18 protein-coding genes and 1 pseudogene are annotated in these 19,964 nt (G+C 57.2%); 5 read left to right on the top strand and 14 right to left on the bottom strand.

The window, feature by feature from the left end:
* Positions 1 to 14 precede the first annotated feature (14 nt).
* From rihC to KHQ26_RS26030, 7 genes and pseudogenes are all read right to left on the bottom strand, one after another.
* On the bottom strand, positions 15 to 929 hold the full coding sequence (gene rihC, locus KHQ26_RS09565; RefSeq protein ID WP_002887981.1) for a ribonucleoside hydrolase RihC: 915 nt from the start codon (positions 927 to 929) through the stop codon (positions 15 to 17).
* Between the two features lie 66 nt (positions 930 to 995).
* Positions 996 to 1,946 carry a 4-hydroxy-3-methylbut-2-enyl diphosphate reductase gene (gene ispH / locus KHQ26_RS09560; RefSeq protein WP_049124094.1) on the bottom strand — a complete coding sequence of 317 codons (951 nt, stop codon included), beginning with the start codon at positions 1,944 to 1,946 and terminating at the stop codon, positions 996 to 998.
* Position 1,947: 1 nt separating this feature from the next.
* Entirely contained in the window at positions 1,948 to 2,397 is a 450-nt protein-coding gene (gene fkpB / locus KHQ26_RS09555) for an FKBP-type peptidyl-prolyl cis-trans isomerase (protein WP_002887976.1), read from the bottom strand.
* A 114-nt stretch (positions 2,398 to 2,511) separates the two neighbouring features.
* Complete coding sequence (lspA, locus tag KHQ26_RS09550; RefSeq protein WP_002887973.1) at positions 2,512 to 3,012, bottom strand: signal peptidase II; 501 nt, start codon at positions 3,010 to 3,012, stop codon at positions 2,512 to 2,514.
* On the bottom strand, positions 3,012 to 5,828 hold the full coding sequence (gene ileS / locus KHQ26_RS09545; protein WP_004212580.1) for an isoleucine--tRNA ligase: 2,817 nt from the start codon (positions 5,826 to 5,828) through the stop codon (positions 3,012 to 3,014). The genes lspA and ileS overlap by 1 nt, the downstream gene beginning before the upstream one ends.
* Positions 5,829 to 5,871: 43 nt before the next feature.
* Positions 5,872 to 6,810 (bottom strand): bifunctional riboflavin kinase/FAD synthetase, encoded by a 939-nt coding sequence (ribF, locus tag KHQ26_RS09540; protein ID WP_002887969.1) that lies wholly within the window; start codon positions 6,808 to 6,810, stop codon positions 5,872 to 5,874.
* 7 nt (positions 6,811 to 6,817) lie between these two features.
* Positions 6,818 to 7,023 (bottom strand): annotated as a pseudogene (locus KHQ26_RS26030) (DUF2575 domain-containing protein); the annotation flags it as partial.
* 116 nt (positions 7,024 to 7,139) lie between these two features.
* On the opposite strand from KHQ26_RS26030, the gene rpsT reads away from it, so the two are divergent.
* On the top strand, positions 7,140 to 7,403 hold the full coding sequence (gene rpsT / locus KHQ26_RS09535) for a 30S ribosomal protein S20 (protein ID WP_002887965.1): 264 nt from the start codon (positions 7,140 to 7,142) through the stop codon (positions 7,401 to 7,403).
* Positions 7,404 to 7,522: 119 nt separating this feature from the next.
* Here rpsT and nhaR read toward each other — a convergent pair whose 3' ends face one another.
* The 4 genes from nhaR to dnaK form a co-directional block, all read right to left on the bottom strand.
* Positions 7,523 to 8,419, bottom strand: a complete 897-nt coding sequence (gene nhaR, locus KHQ26_RS09530) for a transcriptional activator NhaR (RefSeq protein ID WP_002887961.1) — start codon at positions 8,417 to 8,419, stop codon at positions 7,523 to 7,525.
* Positions 8,420 to 8,473: 54 nt separating this feature from the next.
* Entirely contained in the window at positions 8,474 to 9,649 is a 1,176-nt protein-coding gene (nhaA, locus tag KHQ26_RS09525) for a Na+/H+ antiporter NhaA (protein ID WP_004192071.1), read from the bottom strand.
* A 177-nt stretch (positions 9,650 to 9,826) separates the two neighbouring features.
* Positions 9,827 to 10,960, bottom strand: coding sequence for a molecular chaperone DnaJ (dnaJ, locus tag KHQ26_RS09520; RefSeq protein ID WP_002887955.1), 1,134 nt, complete (start codon positions 10,958 to 10,960; stop codon positions 9,827 to 9,829).
* Between the two features lie 87 nt (positions 10,961 to 11,047).
* Complete coding sequence (dnaK, locus tag KHQ26_RS09515; protein WP_004146997.1) at positions 11,048 to 12,964, bottom strand: molecular chaperone DnaK; 1,917 nt, start codon at positions 12,962 to 12,964, stop codon at positions 11,048 to 11,050.
* A gap of 385 nt (positions 12,965 to 13,349) precedes the next feature.
* Here dnaK and KHQ26_RS09510 point away from each other — a divergent pair, with 385 nt between their 5' ends.
* From KHQ26_RS09510 to satP, 3 genes are all read left to right on the top strand, one after another.
* On the top strand, positions 13,350 to 13,754 hold the full coding sequence (locus KHQ26_RS09510) for a DUF2541 family protein (RefSeq protein WP_004182892.1): 405 nt from the start codon (positions 13,350 to 13,352) through the stop codon (positions 13,752 to 13,754).
* A 27-nt stretch (positions 13,755 to 13,781) separates the two neighbouring features.
* Positions 13,782 to 14,531 carry an acidic protein MsyB gene (msyB, locus tag KHQ26_RS09505; protein WP_004146011.1) on the top strand — a complete coding sequence of 250 codons (750 nt, stop codon included), beginning with the start codon at positions 13,782 to 13,784 and terminating at the stop codon, positions 14,529 to 14,531.
* A gap of 88 nt (positions 14,532 to 14,619) precedes the next feature.
* A complete protein-coding gene (gene satP, locus KHQ26_RS09500; RefSeq protein WP_029496939.1) occupies positions 14,620 to 15,186 on the top strand; it encodes an acetate uptake transporter in 567 nt (188 codons plus the stop codon).
* 62 nt (positions 15,187 to 15,248) lie between these two features.
* On the opposite strand, the gene KHQ26_RS09495 is transcribed toward satP, so the two are convergent.
* From KHQ26_RS09495 to tal, 3 genes are all read right to left on the bottom strand, one after another.
* The gene (locus tag KHQ26_RS09495; RefSeq protein ID WP_004146012.1) at positions 15,249 to 16,553 is read right to left on the bottom strand and encodes an MFS transporter; all 1,305 of its coding nucleotides are present in this window, start codon (positions 16,551 to 16,553) and stop codon (positions 15,249 to 15,251) included.
* 119 nt (positions 16,554 to 16,672) lie between these two features.
* Positions 16,673 to 17,260, bottom strand: coding sequence for a molybdopterin adenylyltransferase (gene mog, locus KHQ26_RS09490; RefSeq protein WP_002887898.1), 588 nt, complete (start codon positions 17,258 to 17,260; stop codon positions 16,673 to 16,675).
* A 99-nt stretch (positions 17,261 to 17,359) separates the two neighbouring features.
* Positions 17,360 to 18,313: a transaldolase gene (gene tal, locus KHQ26_RS09485; protein WP_002887897.1), complete on the bottom strand. Its 954-nt coding sequence runs from the start codon at positions 18,311 to 18,313 to the stop codon at positions 17,360 to 17,362.
* 202 nt (positions 18,314 to 18,515) lie between these two features.
* On the opposite strand from tal, the gene KHQ26_RS09480 reads away from it, so the two are divergent.
* A complete protein-coding gene (locus KHQ26_RS09480) occupies positions 18,516 to 19,946 on the top strand; it encodes an alanine/glycine:cation symporter family protein (RefSeq protein ID WP_002887871.1) in 1,431 nt (476 codons plus the stop codon).
* Positions 19,947 to 19,964: the final 18 nt, after the last annotated feature.

Here is a 19,964-nt window from a genome sequence, read left to right as displayed (position 1 = left end):
AATCGAGTGATATATCACGGCGCCAGGGCAATCACCTCCGCCGCCCAGCGCTGAAACCCTTCGACGTCGATATCCAGCGCCACCTGGGCGTTCGCCGGCTGACCCAGTCGCCCTTCGATATCCACCACCGTGGTGCCGGCGGTCCAGGTCCCCTGCGTCTCCACCGCCACAAAGCACGGCTGGAGAGTGAACAGTTCCGGGCGGGCCAGCCACGCAATAGCGCACAAGTCGTGCATGCGCAGACCACTGCTCATGCTGCCGCTGCGATAGTGGCTAAACAGCGCATGGAGCATTTTACCGGTCTGGTTCAGCGTCGGCAGCGTTGCCAGATAATCCGCCGCCAGCAGCGCCCGGTTGGTGACGTCCAGCCCGCACATCACAATCTCCAGCCCGCTGTGGAACACTTTCGCGGCGGCCTCCGGGTCGATAGCGATATTGAATTCCGCATTCGGCGTGAAGTTGCCGCGGCCCGCCGAGCCGCCCATGATCACCAGCCGACGAATATTAAACACGCATTCCGGGTACTGGGTCAGCAGCAGCGCTATATTGGTCAGCGGACCAATCGCCACCAGGGTGATCGGCTCGGCAGCATGCATAAGCGCATCACGGATCGCCTGGAAGGCCGGCTTCGCCAGCGGTTGACGTTGATGCTCAACAAAGTCATACCCCTCCATGCCGGATTCGCCATGCACCGAGGCGGCGTCGCGCAACGGACGCACCAGCGGCATCGACGCGCCCTGCGCCAGCGGTACATCGGCATTCCAGAAATGCAGCAATTGCAGCGCGTTACGGGTCGTCTTCTCCACCGAGACATTGCCCGCTACGGTGGTCATCAGCTGCAGATCCAGCTCAGGCGCGAACAGCGCCGCGGCAATGGCGGCGGCATCGTCGATGCCCGGATCGGTATCAAGAATGATTGGTAAGCGCATGGTTTCTCCCTAAAAAAATGCCAGACGTTAAGTCTGGCATCTTCTCATACTGCTGGAGGAAAGAACTTACTCTACTTCACGGACATCCACACGCAGCTCTTTCGGCACTTCAAAGACGATATTCTCTTCCCGGCCTTCCAGCGGCACGGCTTCGCCGCCGCCCAGCTCCTGCAGGCGGGTAATGACGTTCTGCACCAGAATATCCGGCGCCGACGCGCCCGCCGTCACGCCGACGCTGGCCGCATCCTTGACCCACGCTTCCTGGATATCGGAGGCGTCGTCAATCAGGTAAGCCGCCTTACCCATCCGCTGCGCCAGCTCGGCGAGGCGGTTAGAGTTGGAGGAGTTTTTCGACCCGACCACCAGCACTACGTCAGCCTGCTCCGCCAGCGCGCGCACGGCTTCCTGACGGTTAGTGGTGGCATAGCAAATGTCGTCTTTGCGCGGGCCGACGATTTTCGGAAAACGCGCGCGCAGGGCGTCAATCACATCCGAGGTATCGTCGACGGAGAGCGTGGTCTGGGTCATAAACGACAGCCGGGCGTCATTTTTCACTTCCAGCTTCAGCACGTCTTCCGGCGACTCGACCAGGTACATCCCCCCTTGCGGGTTGTTGTACTGTCCCATGGTGCCTTCGACTTCCGGATGGCCGGCATGGCCAATCAGAATCGACTCTTCGCCGCGGCGGCTGGCGCGGGCGACTTCCATATGGACTTTGGTCACCAGCGGACAGGTGGCATCGAACACCGTCAGGTCGCGGCTCTTCGCTTCGTTGCGTACCGCCTGCGACACGCCGTGGGCGGAGAAAATCAGGATCGCGCCGTCCGGCACTTCGCTGATCTGTTCGATAAAAATGGCGCCACGCTTGCGCAGGCTATCCACCACATAGCGGTTGTGCACCACTTCATGACGAACATAGATCGGTGCGCCATACAGCGTCAGCGCGTTTTCTACAATGCTGATAGCGCGGTCAACGCCAGCGCAAAAACCGCGCGGGTTAGCCAACAGGATCTGCATGTTACTCCTCCAGCGCCGGATCGATCTCCAGCACTTCAATATCAAAATGAACAGTGCGCCCGGCCAGCGGATGGTTGAAGTCAACGGTGATGGAATCGCCGTTCACTTCGCGGATCACGCCAGGCATTTCGCTGCCATCCATTGCGGTAAAGAGCATAATCGCGCCGATCTCCGGCTCGCCAGCGTCGATAAACTCGCGGCGAGAGAAATACTGAATCAGGTCCGGGCTGGGTACGCCAAAGGCGGCGTCAGGCTCCAGCGAAAAGGCCTTTTTCTCCCCCTCTTTCAAACCGAGAAGCTGTTGCTCCAGCCCTTCAGACAAAGAGGTGTCGCCGAGGCGAAACAGCGCCGGTTTGCCGTTGCTGCGGGTGGACTCGGCAGTGGAGCCGTCGTCCAGTTTCAGAGTGAAGTGCACCAGTACCGCGCTGTTGCTCTGTACGGATTTAGACATGCAAATTGCTCGCTTGTTTAGGTCACCCGGTGCCCGGCGGCATTACGCTTACCGGGCCTACGGGGCCAAAAATTCTGTAGGCCGGGTAAGCGTCACGTCACCCGGCATTGAGATTTACGCCTGCTCTTTCACAGTCGGTTTCGGCAGGAAGCCTTCCAGCACAATCAGCGCTGCGCCGATGCAGATCGCGCTATCGGCGAGGTTGAAGGTGGCAAAATGCCAGTCGCCGACGTAGAAGTCGATCATATCGACCACAAAGCCATGCCACAGGCGATCGAACAAGTTGCCCAGCGCGCCGCCGATAATCAGCGCGTAGGCAATATTGTTCAGCTTTTGCGTCGCCTTCGAACGGTACATCAGCACCGTCAGCACCACGCAAATGCCGATCGCGATCCCGGAAAAGAACCAGCGCTGCCAGCCGCCGCTGTCGGCGAGAAAGCTAAAGGCCGCGCCATAGTTGCGGGCATAATGCAGATTAAGCGACGGGAACAGCGGAACCGTCTCCCCCAGAGCGAAGTTCTGGAGGATCAGGAATTTGCTGCCCAGATCGATAATCAGCACGGCTACGACCACCCACAGCCAGCGTAGCCCCGTTGAACAGATCGATTTACTCATCAGGCGAATTTACGTTGCTCGCCGTCACCGGCGACGTTGCTCACACAGCGTCCGCAGATTTCCGCGTGTTCCGCCACCTTGCCGATATCGGTGGTGTAATGCCAGCAGCGCGGGCATTTCTCACCTTCAGCTTTACTCAATGCGACTTTCAACCCTTTGAGCAGTTCGCTTTGCTGCGCATCAGCGGACGCGCTCGCATAGTCTGCGACGTTCGCCCCGGAGGTCAACAGGACAAATCGCAATTCATCGCCCAGCGCATTTAGCTTAGCCGCCAGATCGGCATCAGCATACAGCGTGACTGCCGCTTCCAGCGAGCCGCCGACTTTCTTATCCGCACGCGCCTGCTCGATCACCTTGTTGACTTCGCCACGCACCTTCAGCAGCTCATCCCAGAAATCGTCGTTCATCGCTTCGTCGTCGGCCAGGCCGAACAGACCTTCATACCACTCGCCGGTGAAGACATATTTCTCACGCTCGCCCGGCAGATAGCCCCAGATTTCATCTGCGGTGAAGGACATGATCGGCGCCATCCAGCGCACCAGCGCTTCCACGATATGGAACAGCGCGGTCTGGCAGCTGCGACGCGCCACGCTGTCCGCCTTGGCGGTGTACTGGCGGTCTTTGATGATGTCGAGGTAGAACGAGCCCATCTCGATGGAGCAGAAGCGCATCAGGCGCTGCACCACTTCATGGAAGTCGTAGGATTCGTAGGCTTTCAGGATATCTTCCTGTGCCGCCTGCGCGCAGCCGACCGCCCAGCGGTCCAGCACCACCATCTCTTCCGGTTTAACCATGTCTTTCGCCGGATCGAAACCGTTAAGGTTCGCCAGCAGGAAGCGCGCGGTATTACGGATACGACGATAGCTGTCGGCGGCGCGTTTGAGGATCTCGTCAGAGACCGCCATTTCGCCGGTGTAGTCGGTGGAAGCCACCCACAGGCGCAGGATATCGGCGCCGAGCTTGTTCATCACGTCCTGCGGGCTAACGGTGTTGCCGATAGACTTGGACATTTTGCGGCCCTGACCGTCGACGGTGAAGCCGTGGGTCAGTACCTGACGATATGGCGCTTTGCCTTTCATCGCCGTGGAAATCATCAGCGAGGACATGAACCAGCCGCGATGCTGGTCAGAACCTTCCAGATACATATCGGCGGCGTGACCGGCGAATTCCGGACGCACGTCAACCACGGAAGAGTGGGTCGACCCGGAGTCAAACCAGACGTCGAGGGTATCCGGCACTTTCTCGTAGCTGTCGGCGTCATCGCCAAGAATGTCGCGGGAATCGAGATCCCACCACGCCTGGATGCCGTCAACTTCAACGCGTTTTGCCACTTCTTCCATCAGCTCAAGGGTACGCGGGTGCAGTTCGTGGGTTTCTTTATGCACGAACAGCGACATCGGCACGCCCCAGGTGCGCTGACGGGAGATACACCAGTCAGGGCGGTTAGCGACCATCGATTCGATACGCGCCTGGCCCCAGTCCGGGATCCACTGCACGCCTTTGATCTCTTTCAGCGACTGCGCGCGCAGGCCTTTCTGATCCATGCTCACGAACCACTGCGGAGTGGCGCGGAAGATGATCGGCGACTTGTGGCGCCAGCAGCATGGATAGCTGTGCTGCAGTTTCTCAACGTGTAACAGCGCGCCACGCTCACGCAGCATCTCAACGATGATGTCATTGGCTTTGAAAACATTAATGCCGTCCAGAGACGGCCAGGTGCCAGGCAGGTAAGCGCCGTCCGGGCCAACCGGGTTGGCGATTTCCAGACCGTATTTCTGGCTGATGGTGTAGTCGTCCGGACCGTGGCCGCCAGCGGTATGCACCGCACCGGTACCGGCGTCCAGCGTCACGTGGTCGCCAAGGATCGCCGGCACGTCGAAATCGAGGAACGGATGCTTAAAGCGCATCAGCTCAAGCTCAGAACCTTGTACCGCCGCCAGAATAGTGTAGTCCGTCGCGCCAACGCGCTTCATTACGCTCTCAACCAGGTCTTTCGCCAGGATCAGCGCCTGGCCGTCAACCTGCACCAGCGCATAGTCGAACTCAGGAGACAGAGAGATAGCGCGGTTGGCCGGCAGGGTCCACGGCGTGGTGGTCCAGATAACCAGCGACACCGGACCGTTGACGTCGGCTACGCCGAATTTCGCCAGTACCGCGGCTTTGTCTACCGCGTGGAACGCGACATCGATAGACGGAGAGGTTTTGTCGTAATACTCCACTTCCGCTTCCGCCAGCGCGGAACGGCAGTCTACGCACCAGTGCACCGGTTTGGCGCCTTTATGCAGGTGGCCATTACCGATGATTTTGCCCAGCGCGCGGATGATGTTGGCTTCGGTTTTGAAGTCCATGGTCAGGTACGGATGCGACCAGTCGCCCAGCACGCCGAGACGGATAAAGTCTTTACGCTGGCCATCGATCTGCTCGGCGGCATATTCGCGGCACTTAGCGCGGAATTCGGCAGCGGTAAATTTCTCACCCGGCTTGCCGTATTCCTGCTCCACTTTCAGCTCGATCGGCAGACCGTGGCAGTCCCAGCCCGGAACGTAAGGCGAGTCATAGCCCGTCAGTCCTTTGGACTTAACGATAATGTCTTTCAGAATCTTGTTTACCGAGTGACCAATATGAATGCTGCCATTCGCATAAGGAGGGCCATCATGCAGAATGAAGGTTTTTTTGCCTTTTTTGGCTGCACGAATGATGCCGTACAGGTCATCATCGGTCCAACGCGCCAGCATTCCCGGTTCGCGTTTGGCGAGGTCGCCACGCATAGGGAACCCTGTTTCCGGCAAATTCAGGGTCGATTTATAGTCACTCATCAGATTCTCGGTTCCGTATTTCGGTTTGATAAACACCAGTGGCTCAGGCCTGGCTGGTCAGCCCAAATAATTCGCGGGCCGTTAACTCATCACGTGCGATTTGCGCCTTCAGCTCGTCCAGCGACGCAAACCGCTGCTCGTTACGTATCTTTTTACGCAGTATTACATTGATATGGCGACCGTAGAGGTCCATTACAACGTCCAACAGATGTACTTCGAGCTGCTGACGCACGCCCGCAACCGTTGGACGGGTGCCAATATTGGCGACGCCCGCTATCGGTTTGTCACCCAGCCCTGTCACTTCTACCGCATAGACCCCTTTAACCGGGGAAACCTGACGACGCAGCGGTAAGTTCGCCGTCGGAAAACCTATGGTTCGGCCTAGTTCATCACCATGCACGACGCGTCCGGAGATGCTAAACGGATGGCCGAGCAGCGTCTCCGCCAGCAGGAGATCGTCATCGGCCAGCGCCTGGCGTACCGCCGTGCTGCTGATTCGCACCCCGCCTTCGCAGAAGGTTTGGGTACTGGTGACGTCGAAGCCATATTCCGCCCCCGCCTTTTGTAATAACAAGAAATCCCCCTGGCGACCAGCGCCAAAGCGGAAATCGTCACCAACGGCGAGGAACTGCACGCCCAGGCGACGCACCAGCAGTTCACTGATAAAATCCTGCGCGGTTAGCGCGGCGAACCGGCGGTCAAAGCGAACGCACAATACATAGTCAACCCCGCTTTCAGCCAGATAGCCCAGCTTTTCACGCAGGCGGGTCAATCGCGCCGGGGCTTTATCAGCGGCAAAGAGCTCCAGCGGCTGGGGTTCAAAAATCATCACCACGACCGGTAAACCGCGCTGGCGGCCCTCTTCGCGCAACCGCTGCAGCAGCGCCTGATGCCCACGATGCACGCCGTCGAAATTACCAATGGTCAGCACGCACCCGTGCGGGGCCTGACTGAGATTATGTATGCCGCGTATCAGCTTCATGTCTGGCTCAAAACAGTGAAAATCGTCCGAGTATACCTTGTACAACTGTCAACGTTAACCAGCGATTGCACCTCGGCAACGAAAGTTCTCAGGAATTCATTCACTCAGCGCGAGAAAGCGTGAAAACTGGCCGCGCCCGGCGATTTTTATGGTGGAAAAGCTGTATTCGCCTGCAACAAGCTGGTAGAATCTTGCGCCATCACTACGTAATGAAGCGCTGTGGTGTTAAACGGCGCTTATTTGCACAAATCCATTGACAAAAGAAGGCTAAACGGGCATATTCCTCGGCCTTTGAATTGTCCATATAGAACACATTTGGGAGTTGGACCTTGGCTAATATCAAATCAGCTAAGAAGCGCGCCGTTCAGTCTGAAAAGGCTCGCAAGCACAACGCAAGCCGTCGCTCTATGATGCGTACTTTCATCAAGAAAGTATACGCAGCTATCGAAGCTGGCGACAAAGCTGCTGCACAGAAAGCATTTAACGAAATGCAACCGATCGTGGACCGTCAGGCTGCTAAAGGTCTGATCCACAAAAACAAAGCTGCGCGTCATAAAGCAAACCTGACTGCACAGATCAACAAACTGGCTTAATCGCCTGCTTGCTGAACTTTGTTAAAGAAACCCGCGAAAGCGGGTTTTTTTATGCCTATCATCTTCCCCCGGTAGCGCACGCTGGCGCGATCTGAGCCACGCCAGCCCACGCCTTCCGGCTATCGGGGTTCGGTGAACAGCGACGAATAATCGCGATTACAGATACGCTGTACCGCCGGGTGCTGAATCATTCGTTCAGCGAAAATAGCGTGATATTCCTCCATCACGCTATCCATACGGCCAATTTCGACAATCGATTCATCATGGTAGAAATCATGCGCGTAGAGCGTCGGCGCGACAAATATCGCATTATGTGCGGCGCCGAAGGCTTTCATGAGCGCCGCGTCGTCAAACTCGCCGAGGATCTCCACCTTCAGGCCCTGCACGTTAATCCAGTTCAGCAGCTTACGTCCCAGCATCGATCGCCGGCCGGGGATCAGCAGCCGCCGCTCTTCGAGGCAGGCCGGGAACGGCTTCGTCGGCGCCGGATTCATGCACCAGAAGCTGACGCTGCACTCGCCGATCTTCACCGAAAATAGCCCTTCCTGCTGCGTCGAGTCGATCGGGCAGTCAGAGATAATCATGTCGAGCTTATGCTGGCTCAGCTGCTCCAGCAGCAGCTCATGAGTGGATTCAAAACAGCGCAGATGAATCTGCTCGCTCTCAACGACAGCGGCATCCAGCACGCCGCTGACCAGCCGTTTCGAGAGCGCATCGGCCACGCCGACGTCAAACAGCAGGTTCGACTCTTTGCGATAGTTGACGATGTCGAGCATCTCCTGGCTGAGGGTAAACATCCTGTCGGCATAGCGAAAAACCAGCTCCCCCAGCTCGCTCGGCTCAAGCCCCCTTCCCTTTCGCTTAAATAATTTCCCCTGCAGGCGCTCCTCCAGGGCTTTGATCTGCCCGGTAATGGTCTGCGGCGTCAGAAACAGCGCCTCCGCCGCGCCCACGACGGACCCTTCTTTATACACGTGCCAGAAGTAGTACAGATGATTGTAGTTAATATGTGACATGCTTCTCTCCCTGATAATGTCCAGGAGAGCCTGTCGGGCTCTCCTGCAGAAAGGTTATACCGCGAGGCGAGTATCCGTCACGCGCTGACGCAGTATGAGGTAGCCGACGACCGCTGATAGCACTGAGCCGATCAGAATGCCAAGCTTGGCCCAGTTGATCAACGCGGGATCCACGCTGCCAAAGGCCAGGGTGGCGATGAAAATCGACATCGTAAAGCCAATCCCGCACAGGATCCCCACCGCCATAATTTGCTTGCAGGTGGTTCCCTCCGGCAGCGAAGCCCACTTCAGCTTCAGGGCCAGCCAGCAGAACAGGCTAATCCCCAGCGGCTTACCGATAAACAGGCCAGCCATAATGCCCAGCGGCAGGAGCGACGTCAGCCCGGCAAGGGTGACCCCCTGCAGTGAGACCCCCGCGTTCGCGAAGGCAAACAGCGGCAGGATCATAAACGCCACCCACGGGTGCAGGACATGCTCAAGCGCTTTGGCCGGCGACTTGCCATGCTTTTCTTCGAGCGGGATCATAAAGCCGACAATCACCCCGGCAAGGGTCGCGTGAACGCCAGACTTCAGCACCGCCGTCCACAGCACCGCGCCAACCAGAATATAGATCCCGGTACGCCGCACGCCGCTCAGATTCAGGGCCACCAGCACCGCGATCGCCGCCGCCGCCACGCCCAGCGAGAGCATGGACAGGTCGTGGGTATAAAACAGCGCGATAATCACGATAGCCCCGAGGTCATCAATAATCGCCAGCGCCATCAGGAAAATCTTCAGCGCCGTCGGGACCCGGCTACCTAACAGCGCCAGCACGCCGAGGGCAAAGGCAATATCCGTCGCCGCCGGGATCGCCCACCCTTCTCTGGCGACAGGATCCTGGGCGTTAAAGGCCAGGTAGACCAGGGCCGGGACGATCATCCCGCCCAGCGCGGCGATTACCGGGAAGACCGCCTGACGGCGGCTCGCCAGCGACCCCTGAATCAGCTCACGTTTGACCTCCAGGCCAATCAGCAAAAAGAACACCGCCATCAGGGCATCATTGATCCATAACAGCATGTTCTTGTTGATCTCCAGCGCGCCCACACGCAGCTGTACTGGCGTCTCAAGGAAGGAGTGATACAGACCGCTGGTCACGCTGGTATTGGCCATCACCATCGCCAGCGCGGCGGCGATAATTAAGACAATGCCGCCGGAAGCATCGCTACTAAAGAATCGTTGCAGATGTTTCACTTTTACTTTCATCCTGTTGGTGAATAACTCGATAAAAGCATAATACACATACTGATAACTCGAAAAAATCAGATTTAAGTTGCGCTAATATTCGCTTTTTACGAGTCAACGGGGAGTTCTAAGGCGAAAAAAAGCCCGGGCAGCAAAGGCCCGGGCCGGATATCAACAAAGGTGGAATTAGCGGGTCAGGTCGTCGAAGAACTTCTTCACGCCGTCAAAGAAGCTTTTCGAACGCGGGCTGTTGTTTTCCCCGGTCGGACCGCCGAAGCTCTCCTGCAGCTCTTTCAGCAGCTGCTTCTGCTTCTCATTCAGCCCCACCGGCGTCTCCACCACTACGCGGCACAGCAGATCGCCCTGCGCGCCGCCGCGAACGGATTTCACGCCTTTTCCACGCATGCGGAACAGCTTGCCGGTCTGGGTTTCACCTGGAATTTTCAGGTTCACGCGGCCGTCGAGCGTTGGGACCTCGATCTCACCGCCCAGCGCCGCCATGGTGAAGTTGATCGGAACTTCGCAGTACAGGTTATTGCCTTCACGTTCAAAGATAGCGTGCTGCTTCACCTGAACCTGAACGTACAGATCGCCTGCCGGCGCGCCATGTTCGCCGGCCTCGCCTTCGCCCGCCAGACGGATCCGGTCACCGGTATCCACGCCCGCCGGAATTTTAACCGACAGGGTTTTGGTTTTTTCTACGCGGCCATGGCCATGACATTTATTGCACGGATCTTTAATTAGCGTACCGCGTCCCTGGCAGTGCGGACAGGTCTGCTGTACAGCAAAAAAGCCCTGGCGCATCTGCACCTGGCCCGCGCCATGACAGGTCGGACAGGTCTGCGGTTTGCTGCCGGCCTTGGCGCCGCTGCCGTGGCAGACGTCGCACTCTTCCAGCGTCGGAATACGGATCTCTTTAGTGACGCCGCGCACCGCTTCTTCCAGCGTCAGCTCCATGTTGTAACGGAGATCGGCGCCGCGTGCCGCGCGCTGACGACCACGTCCGCCACCAAAGATATCGCCGAAAACATCGCCAAAGATATCGCTGAAGTCGGCACCGCCGCCAAAACCGCCGCCGCCGCCCATGCCGCCCTGTTCGAAGGCCGCGTGGCCGTACTGATCGTAGGCCGCACGCTTCTGGGCATCAGTCAGGATTTCATACGCTTCTTTGATTTCTTTAAATTTGGCTTCAGCCTCTTTATCACCCTGGTTGCGGTCCGGGTGATATTTCATGGCCAGGCGCTTATAAGCCTTTTTGATTTCACGCTCTTCCGCTGTTTTGGAAACGCCTAAAATCTCGTAGTAATCTTGCTTTGCCATCGGTGTTTTTCAGCCCCTTAACATGCGTGCACGGGCGGAGAGGAAACCTCTTCGCCCGTGCCAGTGTTTTACCCGTTCAAAGGGCGATTATTTTTTATCTTTCACTTCTTCGAACTCAGCGTCGACAACATCGTCGTCTTTCGCGTTGCTCGCCTGAGCGTCAGCGGAACCCGCCTGCTGCTGAGCGTGCTGCTGCTGAGCAATTTCCATCAGCTTCTGAGAAGCCTGCGCCAGCGCCTGCATTTTCGCTTCGATATCCGCTTTGTCTTCGCCTTTCAGAGAAGATTCCAGCGCGGTCAGCGCAGACTCAATGGCAGTTTTGTCGTCAGCCGGCAGTTTATCGCCTGCTTCTTCAACCTGCTTACGAGTGCTGTGCAGCAGATGGTCGCCCTGGTTGCGGGTCTGTACCAGCTCTTCGAACTTACGGTCAGATTCGGCGTTAGCTTCTGCTTCGCGAACCATTTTCTGAATTTCTTCTTCATTCAGACCGGAAGACGCTTTGATGGTGATCTTCTGCTCTTTACCGCTGTTTTTGTCTTTCGCGGAGACGTGCAGGATACCGTCAGCATCAATGTCGAAGGTCACTTCGATCTGCGGCATGCCGCGCGGCGCCGGGTTAATACCATCCAGGTTGAACTGACCCAGAGATTTGTTATCAGACGCGCGTTTACGCTCACCCTGCAGCACATGGATGGTTACCGCAGACTGGTTGTCTTCAGCGGTAGAGAACACCTGGCTGTGCTTGGTCGGGATGGTGGTGTTTTTGCTGATAAGCGCAGTCATCACGCCGCCCATGGTTTCGATACCCAGCGACAGCGGGGTTACGTCGAGCAGCAGAACGTCTTTCACATCGCCAGTCAGTACACCGCCCTGAACGGCAGCACCGATCGCCACGGCTTCATCCGGGTTAACGTCTTTACGCGGTTCTTTACCAAAGAACTCGGCCACTTTCTTCTGCACCATCGGCATACGAGTCTGACCACCAACGAGGATCACGTCGTTGATATCGGAAACGGACAGACCGGCATCCTGCAGAGCGACTTTCAGCGGCTCGATGGAACGGTTAACCAGGTCTTCTACCAGGCTTTCCAGTTTCGCGCGAGTCACTTTGATGTTCATGTGTTTCGGACCGGTCGCGTCTGCAGTGATGTACGGCAGGTTAACGTCGGTCTGCTGAGCAGAAGACAGTTCAATCTTCGCTTTCTCAGCGGCTTCTTTCAGGCGCTGCATGGCCAGCGGGTCGTTGCGCAGGTCAATGCCCTGATCTTTCTTGAACTCATCAACGAGGTAGTTGATCAGACGAGTATCGAAGTCTTCGCCGCCCAGGTGGGTATCACCGTTGGTCGCCAGAACTTCAAAGGTTTTTTCGCCATCAACTTCGTCGATTTCGATAATCGAGATATCGAAAGTACCACCACCGAGGTCGTAAACCGCGATAGTACGGTTGCCCACTTCTTTATCCAGACCGTAAGCCAGCGCGGCCGCGGTTGGTTCGTTGATGATACGTTTAACTTCCAGACCGGCGATACGGCCGGCATCTTTGGTTGCCTGACGCTGCGCATCGTTAAAGTAAGCCGGTACGGTGATAACCGCTTCAGTTACCGGTTCACCCAGGTAATCTTCAGCCGTTTTCTTCATTTTCTTCAGCACTTCAGCAGAGATCTGCGGCGGTGCAGTTTTGGTGCCTTTCACATCCAGCCATGCGTCGCCATTGTCTGCGGCAACAATTTTGTATGGCATGATAGAAACGTCACGCTGAACTTCTTCGTCCTGGAAGCGGCGGCCAATCAGGCGTTTAATCGCAAACAGGGTGTTTTGCGGGTTTGTCACTGCCTGACGTTTAGCCGGCTGACCAACCAGAGTTTCACCATCCTGGGTATAGGCAATGATAGAAGGCGTGGTGCGATCGCCTTCGGCGTTCTCCAGCACGCGTGCAGTAGTGCCATCCATAATCGCTACACAAGAGTTGGTAGTACCCAGGTCGATACCAATAATTTTACCCATCTAAACGTCTCCACTAAAAATTCGATCAACATGTGGTTGTGAACCTGTAATAAGGGCGAAACGTGCGGTTTCAACTGCCCAGACATCATTTTTTTTCAGGTTCTTCACTGCGGTTGACTACAAGATGGGGTCGCCCACTCCGGCATCAAGGGGCAAGCATAAAAATTTTTTGCCTCGGATTCGCACAGGGTTACGGATGACTTGCCGAACAAGGTTGTTGGATGGCAAAAACGACGGCGAAATATACATACAAAAAACGGATTAAAATAGGAAATACATTCATAATATCATTGACATAACCCGCAATACTTGCGCGCTAAAAGCCCCGTTTTCGCAGTGATAAACTTCCCCGCCATCGCACTTCGCTTATTCAGGGGACAAATTAATGAAATCGCTATACCGGCTTTCCGTAGGGCTTATCCTCGGCGTGTCATTTATCACCTCGGCGGCCGCTAACGACCATAAAATTCTCGGCGTGATAGCTATGCCGCGCAATGAAACCAACGACCTGACGCTGACGCTCCCCGTCTGCCGGGTAGTCAAACGCATTCAGCTCAGCGCCGACCGCGGCGATGTACAGCTCTCCGGGGCGACGGTCTACTTTAAGGCCAGCCGCGGCGCCAGCCACACGCTGAACGTCCCCGCCGGGATCAAAGAGGGCAGCACCACCGGCTGGATCAACATCAATAGCGATAACGACAGCAAACGTTGCGTGAAGAAAATCGCCTTCTCCGGCCACACGGTGCACTCCTCAGATATGGCATCACTGAAAATTATCGGCGATGACTAACGTCGCCCCTGCCCGAGAGAAAACGTTATGCATATTAATTACCTGGAGGATGACGATCTCGCCTTTCTGCCTGAGTGCAGCGAGGCGCATCTGGAAGCCTTTACCCGCATTCTGACCCACGGGGAAAATGGCAAACCCCGTCTCTCCAGCACGCTCCTGCGCAACGAGACATTTTTAGCGATGGAGGGTCACCCGGAGCGTTATCGCCGCAACTGGCAGCTAATCGCCGGTGAGCTACAGCATTTTGGCGGCGATAGCATCGCCAACACGCTGCGCCGCCATGGCAAATTTTATCGCGCGATCCTGCTGGATGTATGTAAACGACTGAAAGCGAAGGTCGACAAACAGCTGTCGACGCCGCAGATCGAGCAGCAGTTGCTGGCGCATTTTCTGCAGCACAGCTGGAATAAACTGAACGCGGAGCAAAAAGCGCAGTTTCTCGCCGCGGTGGAGTGCCGGAGCCATGAGCTGGACAGCCTGATGGCTCATCTGCTGAGGCATCGCAAGCTAAGCGAAGGCGTCACTTTGTTGCTGGACGAACGCTTAACCGCCATCCTGCGCACGCACGCCGCGGTGAGCGTCATCGGTCATGGCCTGGTGCGCGGCGCCGGGCTGGGCGGACCGCTCGGCGCCGCGCTGAACAGCGTTAAAGCGGTGAGCGGCAGCGCCTACCGGGTCACCATCCCCGCGGTCCTGCATATTGCCTGTTTACGGCAAATGCTCCAGCCGCCGTCAGACACCGCGGAAATTGGTGAAAAATACCCCGCCAGATCATAGACAGCCCTTCAGCGCCTCATTATTATGCCGCGCCCCGCCGCCAAGTCGCGGGGTAATGCTTCCCTTTTAATGATAATTTTGAGGAATTATGGGCAACACTAAGTTGGCTAATCCGGCACCGCTGGGCCTTATGGGCTTCGGCATGACCACTATTCTGCTTAACCTGGCGAATAGCGGCCTGTTCGCATTCGATGTAGCTATCCTGGCGATGGGCATTTTTTACGGCGGCATTGCGCAAATTTTTGCCGGCCTGCTGGAATACAAAAAAGGCAACACTTTTGGCTTAACCGCTTTTACCTCCTACGGCAGCTTCTGGCTGACGCTGGTGGCGATTCTTCTGATGCCGAAAATGGGCCTGGCAGACGCGCCAAACGCGCACTTCCTCGGTATGTACCTCGGCCTGTGGGGCGTCTTTACCCTGTTTATGTTCTTTGGCACCCTGAAGGCAGCCCGCATGCTGCAGTTTGTCTTCCTGAGCCTGACCGTACTGTTCGCGCTGCTGGCGATTGGCCATTTGGTCGATAACGAAGGCATTGTGAAGGTAGCCGGCTGGGTCGGCCTGATTTGTGGCGTCAGCGCTATTTACCTGGCGATGGGTGAAGTGCTGAACGAACAGTTCGGCCGCACCGTGCTGCCGATCGGCGAACCGCGCTAATCTTCCGCCGCCGTCCGGTCACAGGGCGGCGGCAGGTCATTATCAGCATCAGCTAGCCATCGTTAACGCTGCAGCTCCCCTTCCGGCATCCCCGTCGGCGCCGTCAGCTCCTGACGCAGCCAGATACCTAATCCTAGCCCCATCAGCGACAGGGCCAGCACATACCAGGCCGGCGCCATCGGCGACACCCCCATCAGCATGGTGACCGCAATCGGCGTCAGGCCGCCAAAGATCGCGTACGACAGGTTGTAGGAGAAAGAGATGCCGGTGAAGCGTACTTCCGCCGGGAAGGCCCGCACCATCACATAGGGCACCGCCCCCACCACGCCGACGCAAAGCCCCACCGTACCGTAGAGCAGAAACAGCCGCTGCGGGCTGGCGCCGGCAAGATGGTAAAATGCCCAGCTGGCAACCGCCAGCAGCAGGCTGCCGACGATAAAAGTGCGGCTGGCGCCGAAGCGGTCCGCCGCCAGCCCGGCGAGCAGACAGCCGATGCACAACATAATGGTGGCGATGCTGTTGGCCTGCAGGGTAATGGCCGGCGCAAAACCATAGTGCTTCTGCAGCCAGACTGGCGACATCAGGATCACCACCACCACGCCAGCCGACAGCAGCCAGGTCAGCAGCATAGAGATCACCACCGCCTTCTGGTGCTTGAGCGCCACCGCTTTTACCGGCAGCTCCTGCGCCAGCGCTTTGCGCTGCTGCATCTCAAGAAAAATCGGCGTCTCCTGCAGCCAGCGGCGCAGATACATCGCTATCAGACCAAATACGCCGCCCAGCAGGAAGGGGATCCGCCAGCCGCCGTCGTGGATCCCCTGCGGCGTCAGACTGGTATTGATAAGCGTGGCCACCACCGACCCCAGCAGAATGCCAACCGTCAGGCCGGCCGTCAGCGTGCCGCAGGCGATACCAATGCGTTTTTCCGGGACATGCTCAGCGACAAACACCCAGGCGCCTGGAACTTCACCGCCGATCGCCGCTCCCTGCAGAATGCGCATCAGCAGCAATAGCAGCGGGGCGATGATACCTACCGAGCTATAGGTCGGTAGCAGACCGATCGCCAGGGTTGGCAGCGCCATCAGCAGGATGCTGAGGGTGAACATTTTCTTGCGCCCCACCAGATCGCCAAAGTGGGCCATGATGATGCCCCCCAGCGGACGCGCCAGGTAACCGGCGGCGAAAATGCCAAAAGTTTGCACCTGGCGCAGCCATTCGGGAATATCTGCGGGAAAGAAGAGCTCGCCGACGACGGCGGCGAAGAAAACGAAAATGATAAAGTCATAAAACTCCAGCGCGCCGCCCAGGGCGGCCAGCGTCAGCGTTTTATAATCCTGGCGGTTGAGCGGTCGGTTTGCATATGACATAACGCAATTTCATCCTGAGGTGTGCAGCGTGTTTTATAGTGTGTAAAGTAAAAATCACTATATCGTAAATAAAACGGCACACCATTAGCGATGCAGGTTATATCAAAAATGCATCAAATTCAGGATAAAGTTTCGCGTCTGGCACTCTTGGGACGAAAAGCTTCTACTACACGGCCATCGGTTTCCACATAAGGCCCTTCAAGCAACTGTACACAATAAGGTACACTTGCGAAAATACCGTGCACCAGCACGTTGCCGTCAGCATCTTTCACCCCTTCCAGAGTCTCCTGAATTGCTTTCGGTTGCCCGGGAAGGTTGAGGATCAGCGCCTGCTTGCGGATCACACCGACCTGCCGGGAAAGGATAGCCGTCGGCACAAAGTGTAGGCTAACCTGGCGCATTTGCTCGCCGAAGCCCGGCATCTCGCGATCGGCGATCGCCAGCGTTGCGTCGGGCGTCACATCGCGACGCGCAGGGCCGGTTCCGCCGGTGGTCAGCACCAGATGGCACCCCATTTCGTCAACCAGTTCGCACAGCGTTTGCTCAATGATGGCCTGCTCATCCGGAATCAGACGGGTTTGCAGCTCGAAAGGGGTGGTCAGGGCGCGTGCCAGCCACTCTTCCAGTGCCGGGATGCCTTTGTCCTGATAGACGCCGCTGGAGGCGCGATCGGAAATGGAAACTAAGCCGATTCGTAAGGTATTCATGGTTATTCCGTTCAAACTGTGGCGTTAAACGAAATGATACACTGCCGGAGGCGGGACAGACAGTGTAATGTGGCCGACGGGCGTCGGCCACCTGCGCGATTACAGCAGTTCGTCGATCATTTTTTCCAGTTTTTCCTGGTCGATCGCAAACTTACGGATACCTTCCGCCAGTTTGTCTACCGCCATCGGATCCTGGTTATGCTGCCACAGGAACTCAGATTCGGTAATACGCTCCGGACGCGCTTTCACTTCACCGGTATATACCAGCTTACGCTCAACAGCGCCTTCGCTTTCGGACAGCTCTTTCAGCAGCGCCGGGGCGATGGTCAGGCGGTCACAGCCAGCCAGTTCCAGAATTTCGCCAACGTTACGGAAGCTTGCGCCCATCACGACGGTTTCATAGCCGTGCTGCTTGTAATACTCGTAGATTTCGCTGACGGAAACCACGCCCGGATCTTCTGCCGGTGCGTACTCTTTCTTGTCGGTGTTGGCTTTGTACCAGTCGAGGATACGGCCAACGAACGGCGAAATCAGGAAGACGCCCGCTTCGGCGCAAGCGCGAGCCTGAGCGAAGGAGAACAGCAGCGTCAGGTTACAGTTAATGCCTTCTTTTTCCAGCTGTTCAGCGGCGCGAATGCCCTGCCAGGTGGAGGCCAGTTTGATCAGAATGCGATCGTTGCTGATGCCCGCGTCGTTGTACAGCTTGATGATGCGCTTGGCTTTCGCGATAGACGCTTCGGTGTCATAGGAGAGACGTGCGTCCACTTCGGTGGAGATACGGCCCGGGATCAGTTTCAGAATTTCGAGACCGATGTTCACCGCCAGCTTATCGGAAGCATCGAGGATCTGCTGCGCGCGATCGCTGCTCTGGCTACGAGCCCAGGCGACAGCGTCGTCAATCAGCTTACGGTACTCAGGGATCTGAGCCGCGCCGAGAATCAGGGAAGGGTTAGTGGTGGCATCCTGAGGCTGATACAGCTTCATTGCCGCAATATCTCCGGTGTCAGCGACGACAGTGGTGTACTGACGCAGAGAAGTTAATTTATCCGTCATGATATATTTCTCTTAAACAGCAGTTAAGGGGATGTAACCGGTCTGCCCAGATGATAACACGCTGCCGGGTCAGCGCAACCGCCGACGAGAGAAGAGCGCAGAGTGTGATAAACTATGCAGATTAATTTGCTGAAAGCGAAAGGATTGTCACTTAATTGGTAACGCTTACACTGGCGTACCGGCATGGACAAGAGGATGTTTAATGCCTGATTTTCTCTCATTTATCAATGAAATACTCTGGGGCTCAGTGATGATTTATCTGCTACTGGGCGCCGGTATCTGGTTTAGCTGGCAAACCCGGGGTATTCAGTTTCGTTACGTGCGCAAATTCGGCCGCAGTCTAAAAAAAAGCCTGCACCCGCAGCCGGGTGGTTTAACGTCCTTTCAGGCGCTCTGTACCAGCCTTGCCGCCCGGGTCGGCAGCGGCAATCTTGCCGGGGTGACGCTGGCGATCGCCGCCGGTGGGCCCGGCGCCGTATTCTGGATGTGGGTTTCCGCCCTGCTCGGCATGGCCAGCAGCTTTGCTGAATGTTCCCTTGCTCAGCTGTATAAAGAACGCGATAGCCGCGGACAGTTTCGCGGTGGCCCTGCCTGGTACATGGCGCGCGGGCTCGGCATGCGTTGGATGGGCGTCCTGTTTTCGATCCTCCTCCTGCTGGCCTATGGTTTTATCTTCAATACCGTGCAGGCTAACTCCGTGGCCCATGCCTTGCGCTATGCGTTCGATCTGCCGGCGGCGGTCAGCGGCGGCGTGCTGGCCGTTGTCGTTTTGCTGGCGATCCTCCGTGGTTTACGCGGCGTGGCGCGTCTGATGCAATGGATCGTTCCCTTTATGGCGCTGTTGTGGATCGCCACCAGCCTGCTCATCGGCCTGTGGCACATCACCGCCCTGCCGACGATTTTCGCCACCATCTTTCGCTGCGCCTTCGGCTGGCAGGAGGCCGCCGCCGGCGCGGTGGGCTACACCATCAGCCAGGCGCTGACCAGCGGCTTCCAGCGCGGCATGTTCTCCAATGAAGCAGGGATGGGCTCTTCGCCTAACGCCGCCGCGGCCGCCGCCTCCTGGCCGCCGCACCCGGCGGCGCAGGGGATCGTGCAGATGATTGGCGTGTTTATCGATACTATCGTGATCTGTACCGCAAGCGCGATTATCGTCATGCTGGCGCCGCGGCCCGACAATGAATATACGCTCAACGGTATTCAGGACTTGCAACACGCGATGAGCGTGCTGGTCGGCGGCTGGGGAGCGGGTTTTATCGCCCTCATCGTGCTGCTGTTCGCCTTTAGCTCTATCGTAGCCAATTACGTGTACGCGGAAAATAATCTGGTCTTCCTGCGCCTGGATAAGCCGCGCTATATCTGGGGGCTGCGAATACTCACCGTCCTGATGGTGCTGTTGGGGACCATGGTTAGCCTGCCTGTCGTCTGGCAGAGCGCGGATATCATCATGGCGCTGATGGCGATGACCAACCTGACGGCCATTCTGTTGCTCTCCCCGACGGTGCGGATTATCGCCAGCGATTATCTGCGTCAGCGGCGGCTGGGTATCCAGCCGACTTTCGATGCCACTCGTTACCCGGATATTGACCAACAGCTGGCCCCGGGCGCCTGGAATGAATTGCCGCGCGAATAGCGCGGCAATTGCAGCTAT

Origin of the sequence: Klebsiella sp. 10, from assembly GCF_018223925.1 — a bacterium.
Taxonomy (GTDB): domain Bacteria; phylum Pseudomonadota; class Gammaproteobacteria; order Enterobacterales; family Enterobacteriaceae; genus Klebsiella; species Klebsiella pneumoniae.
Note: the sequence above shows the minus strand (reverse complement) of the source record. Positions and strands in the feature narration are given on the sequence as shown.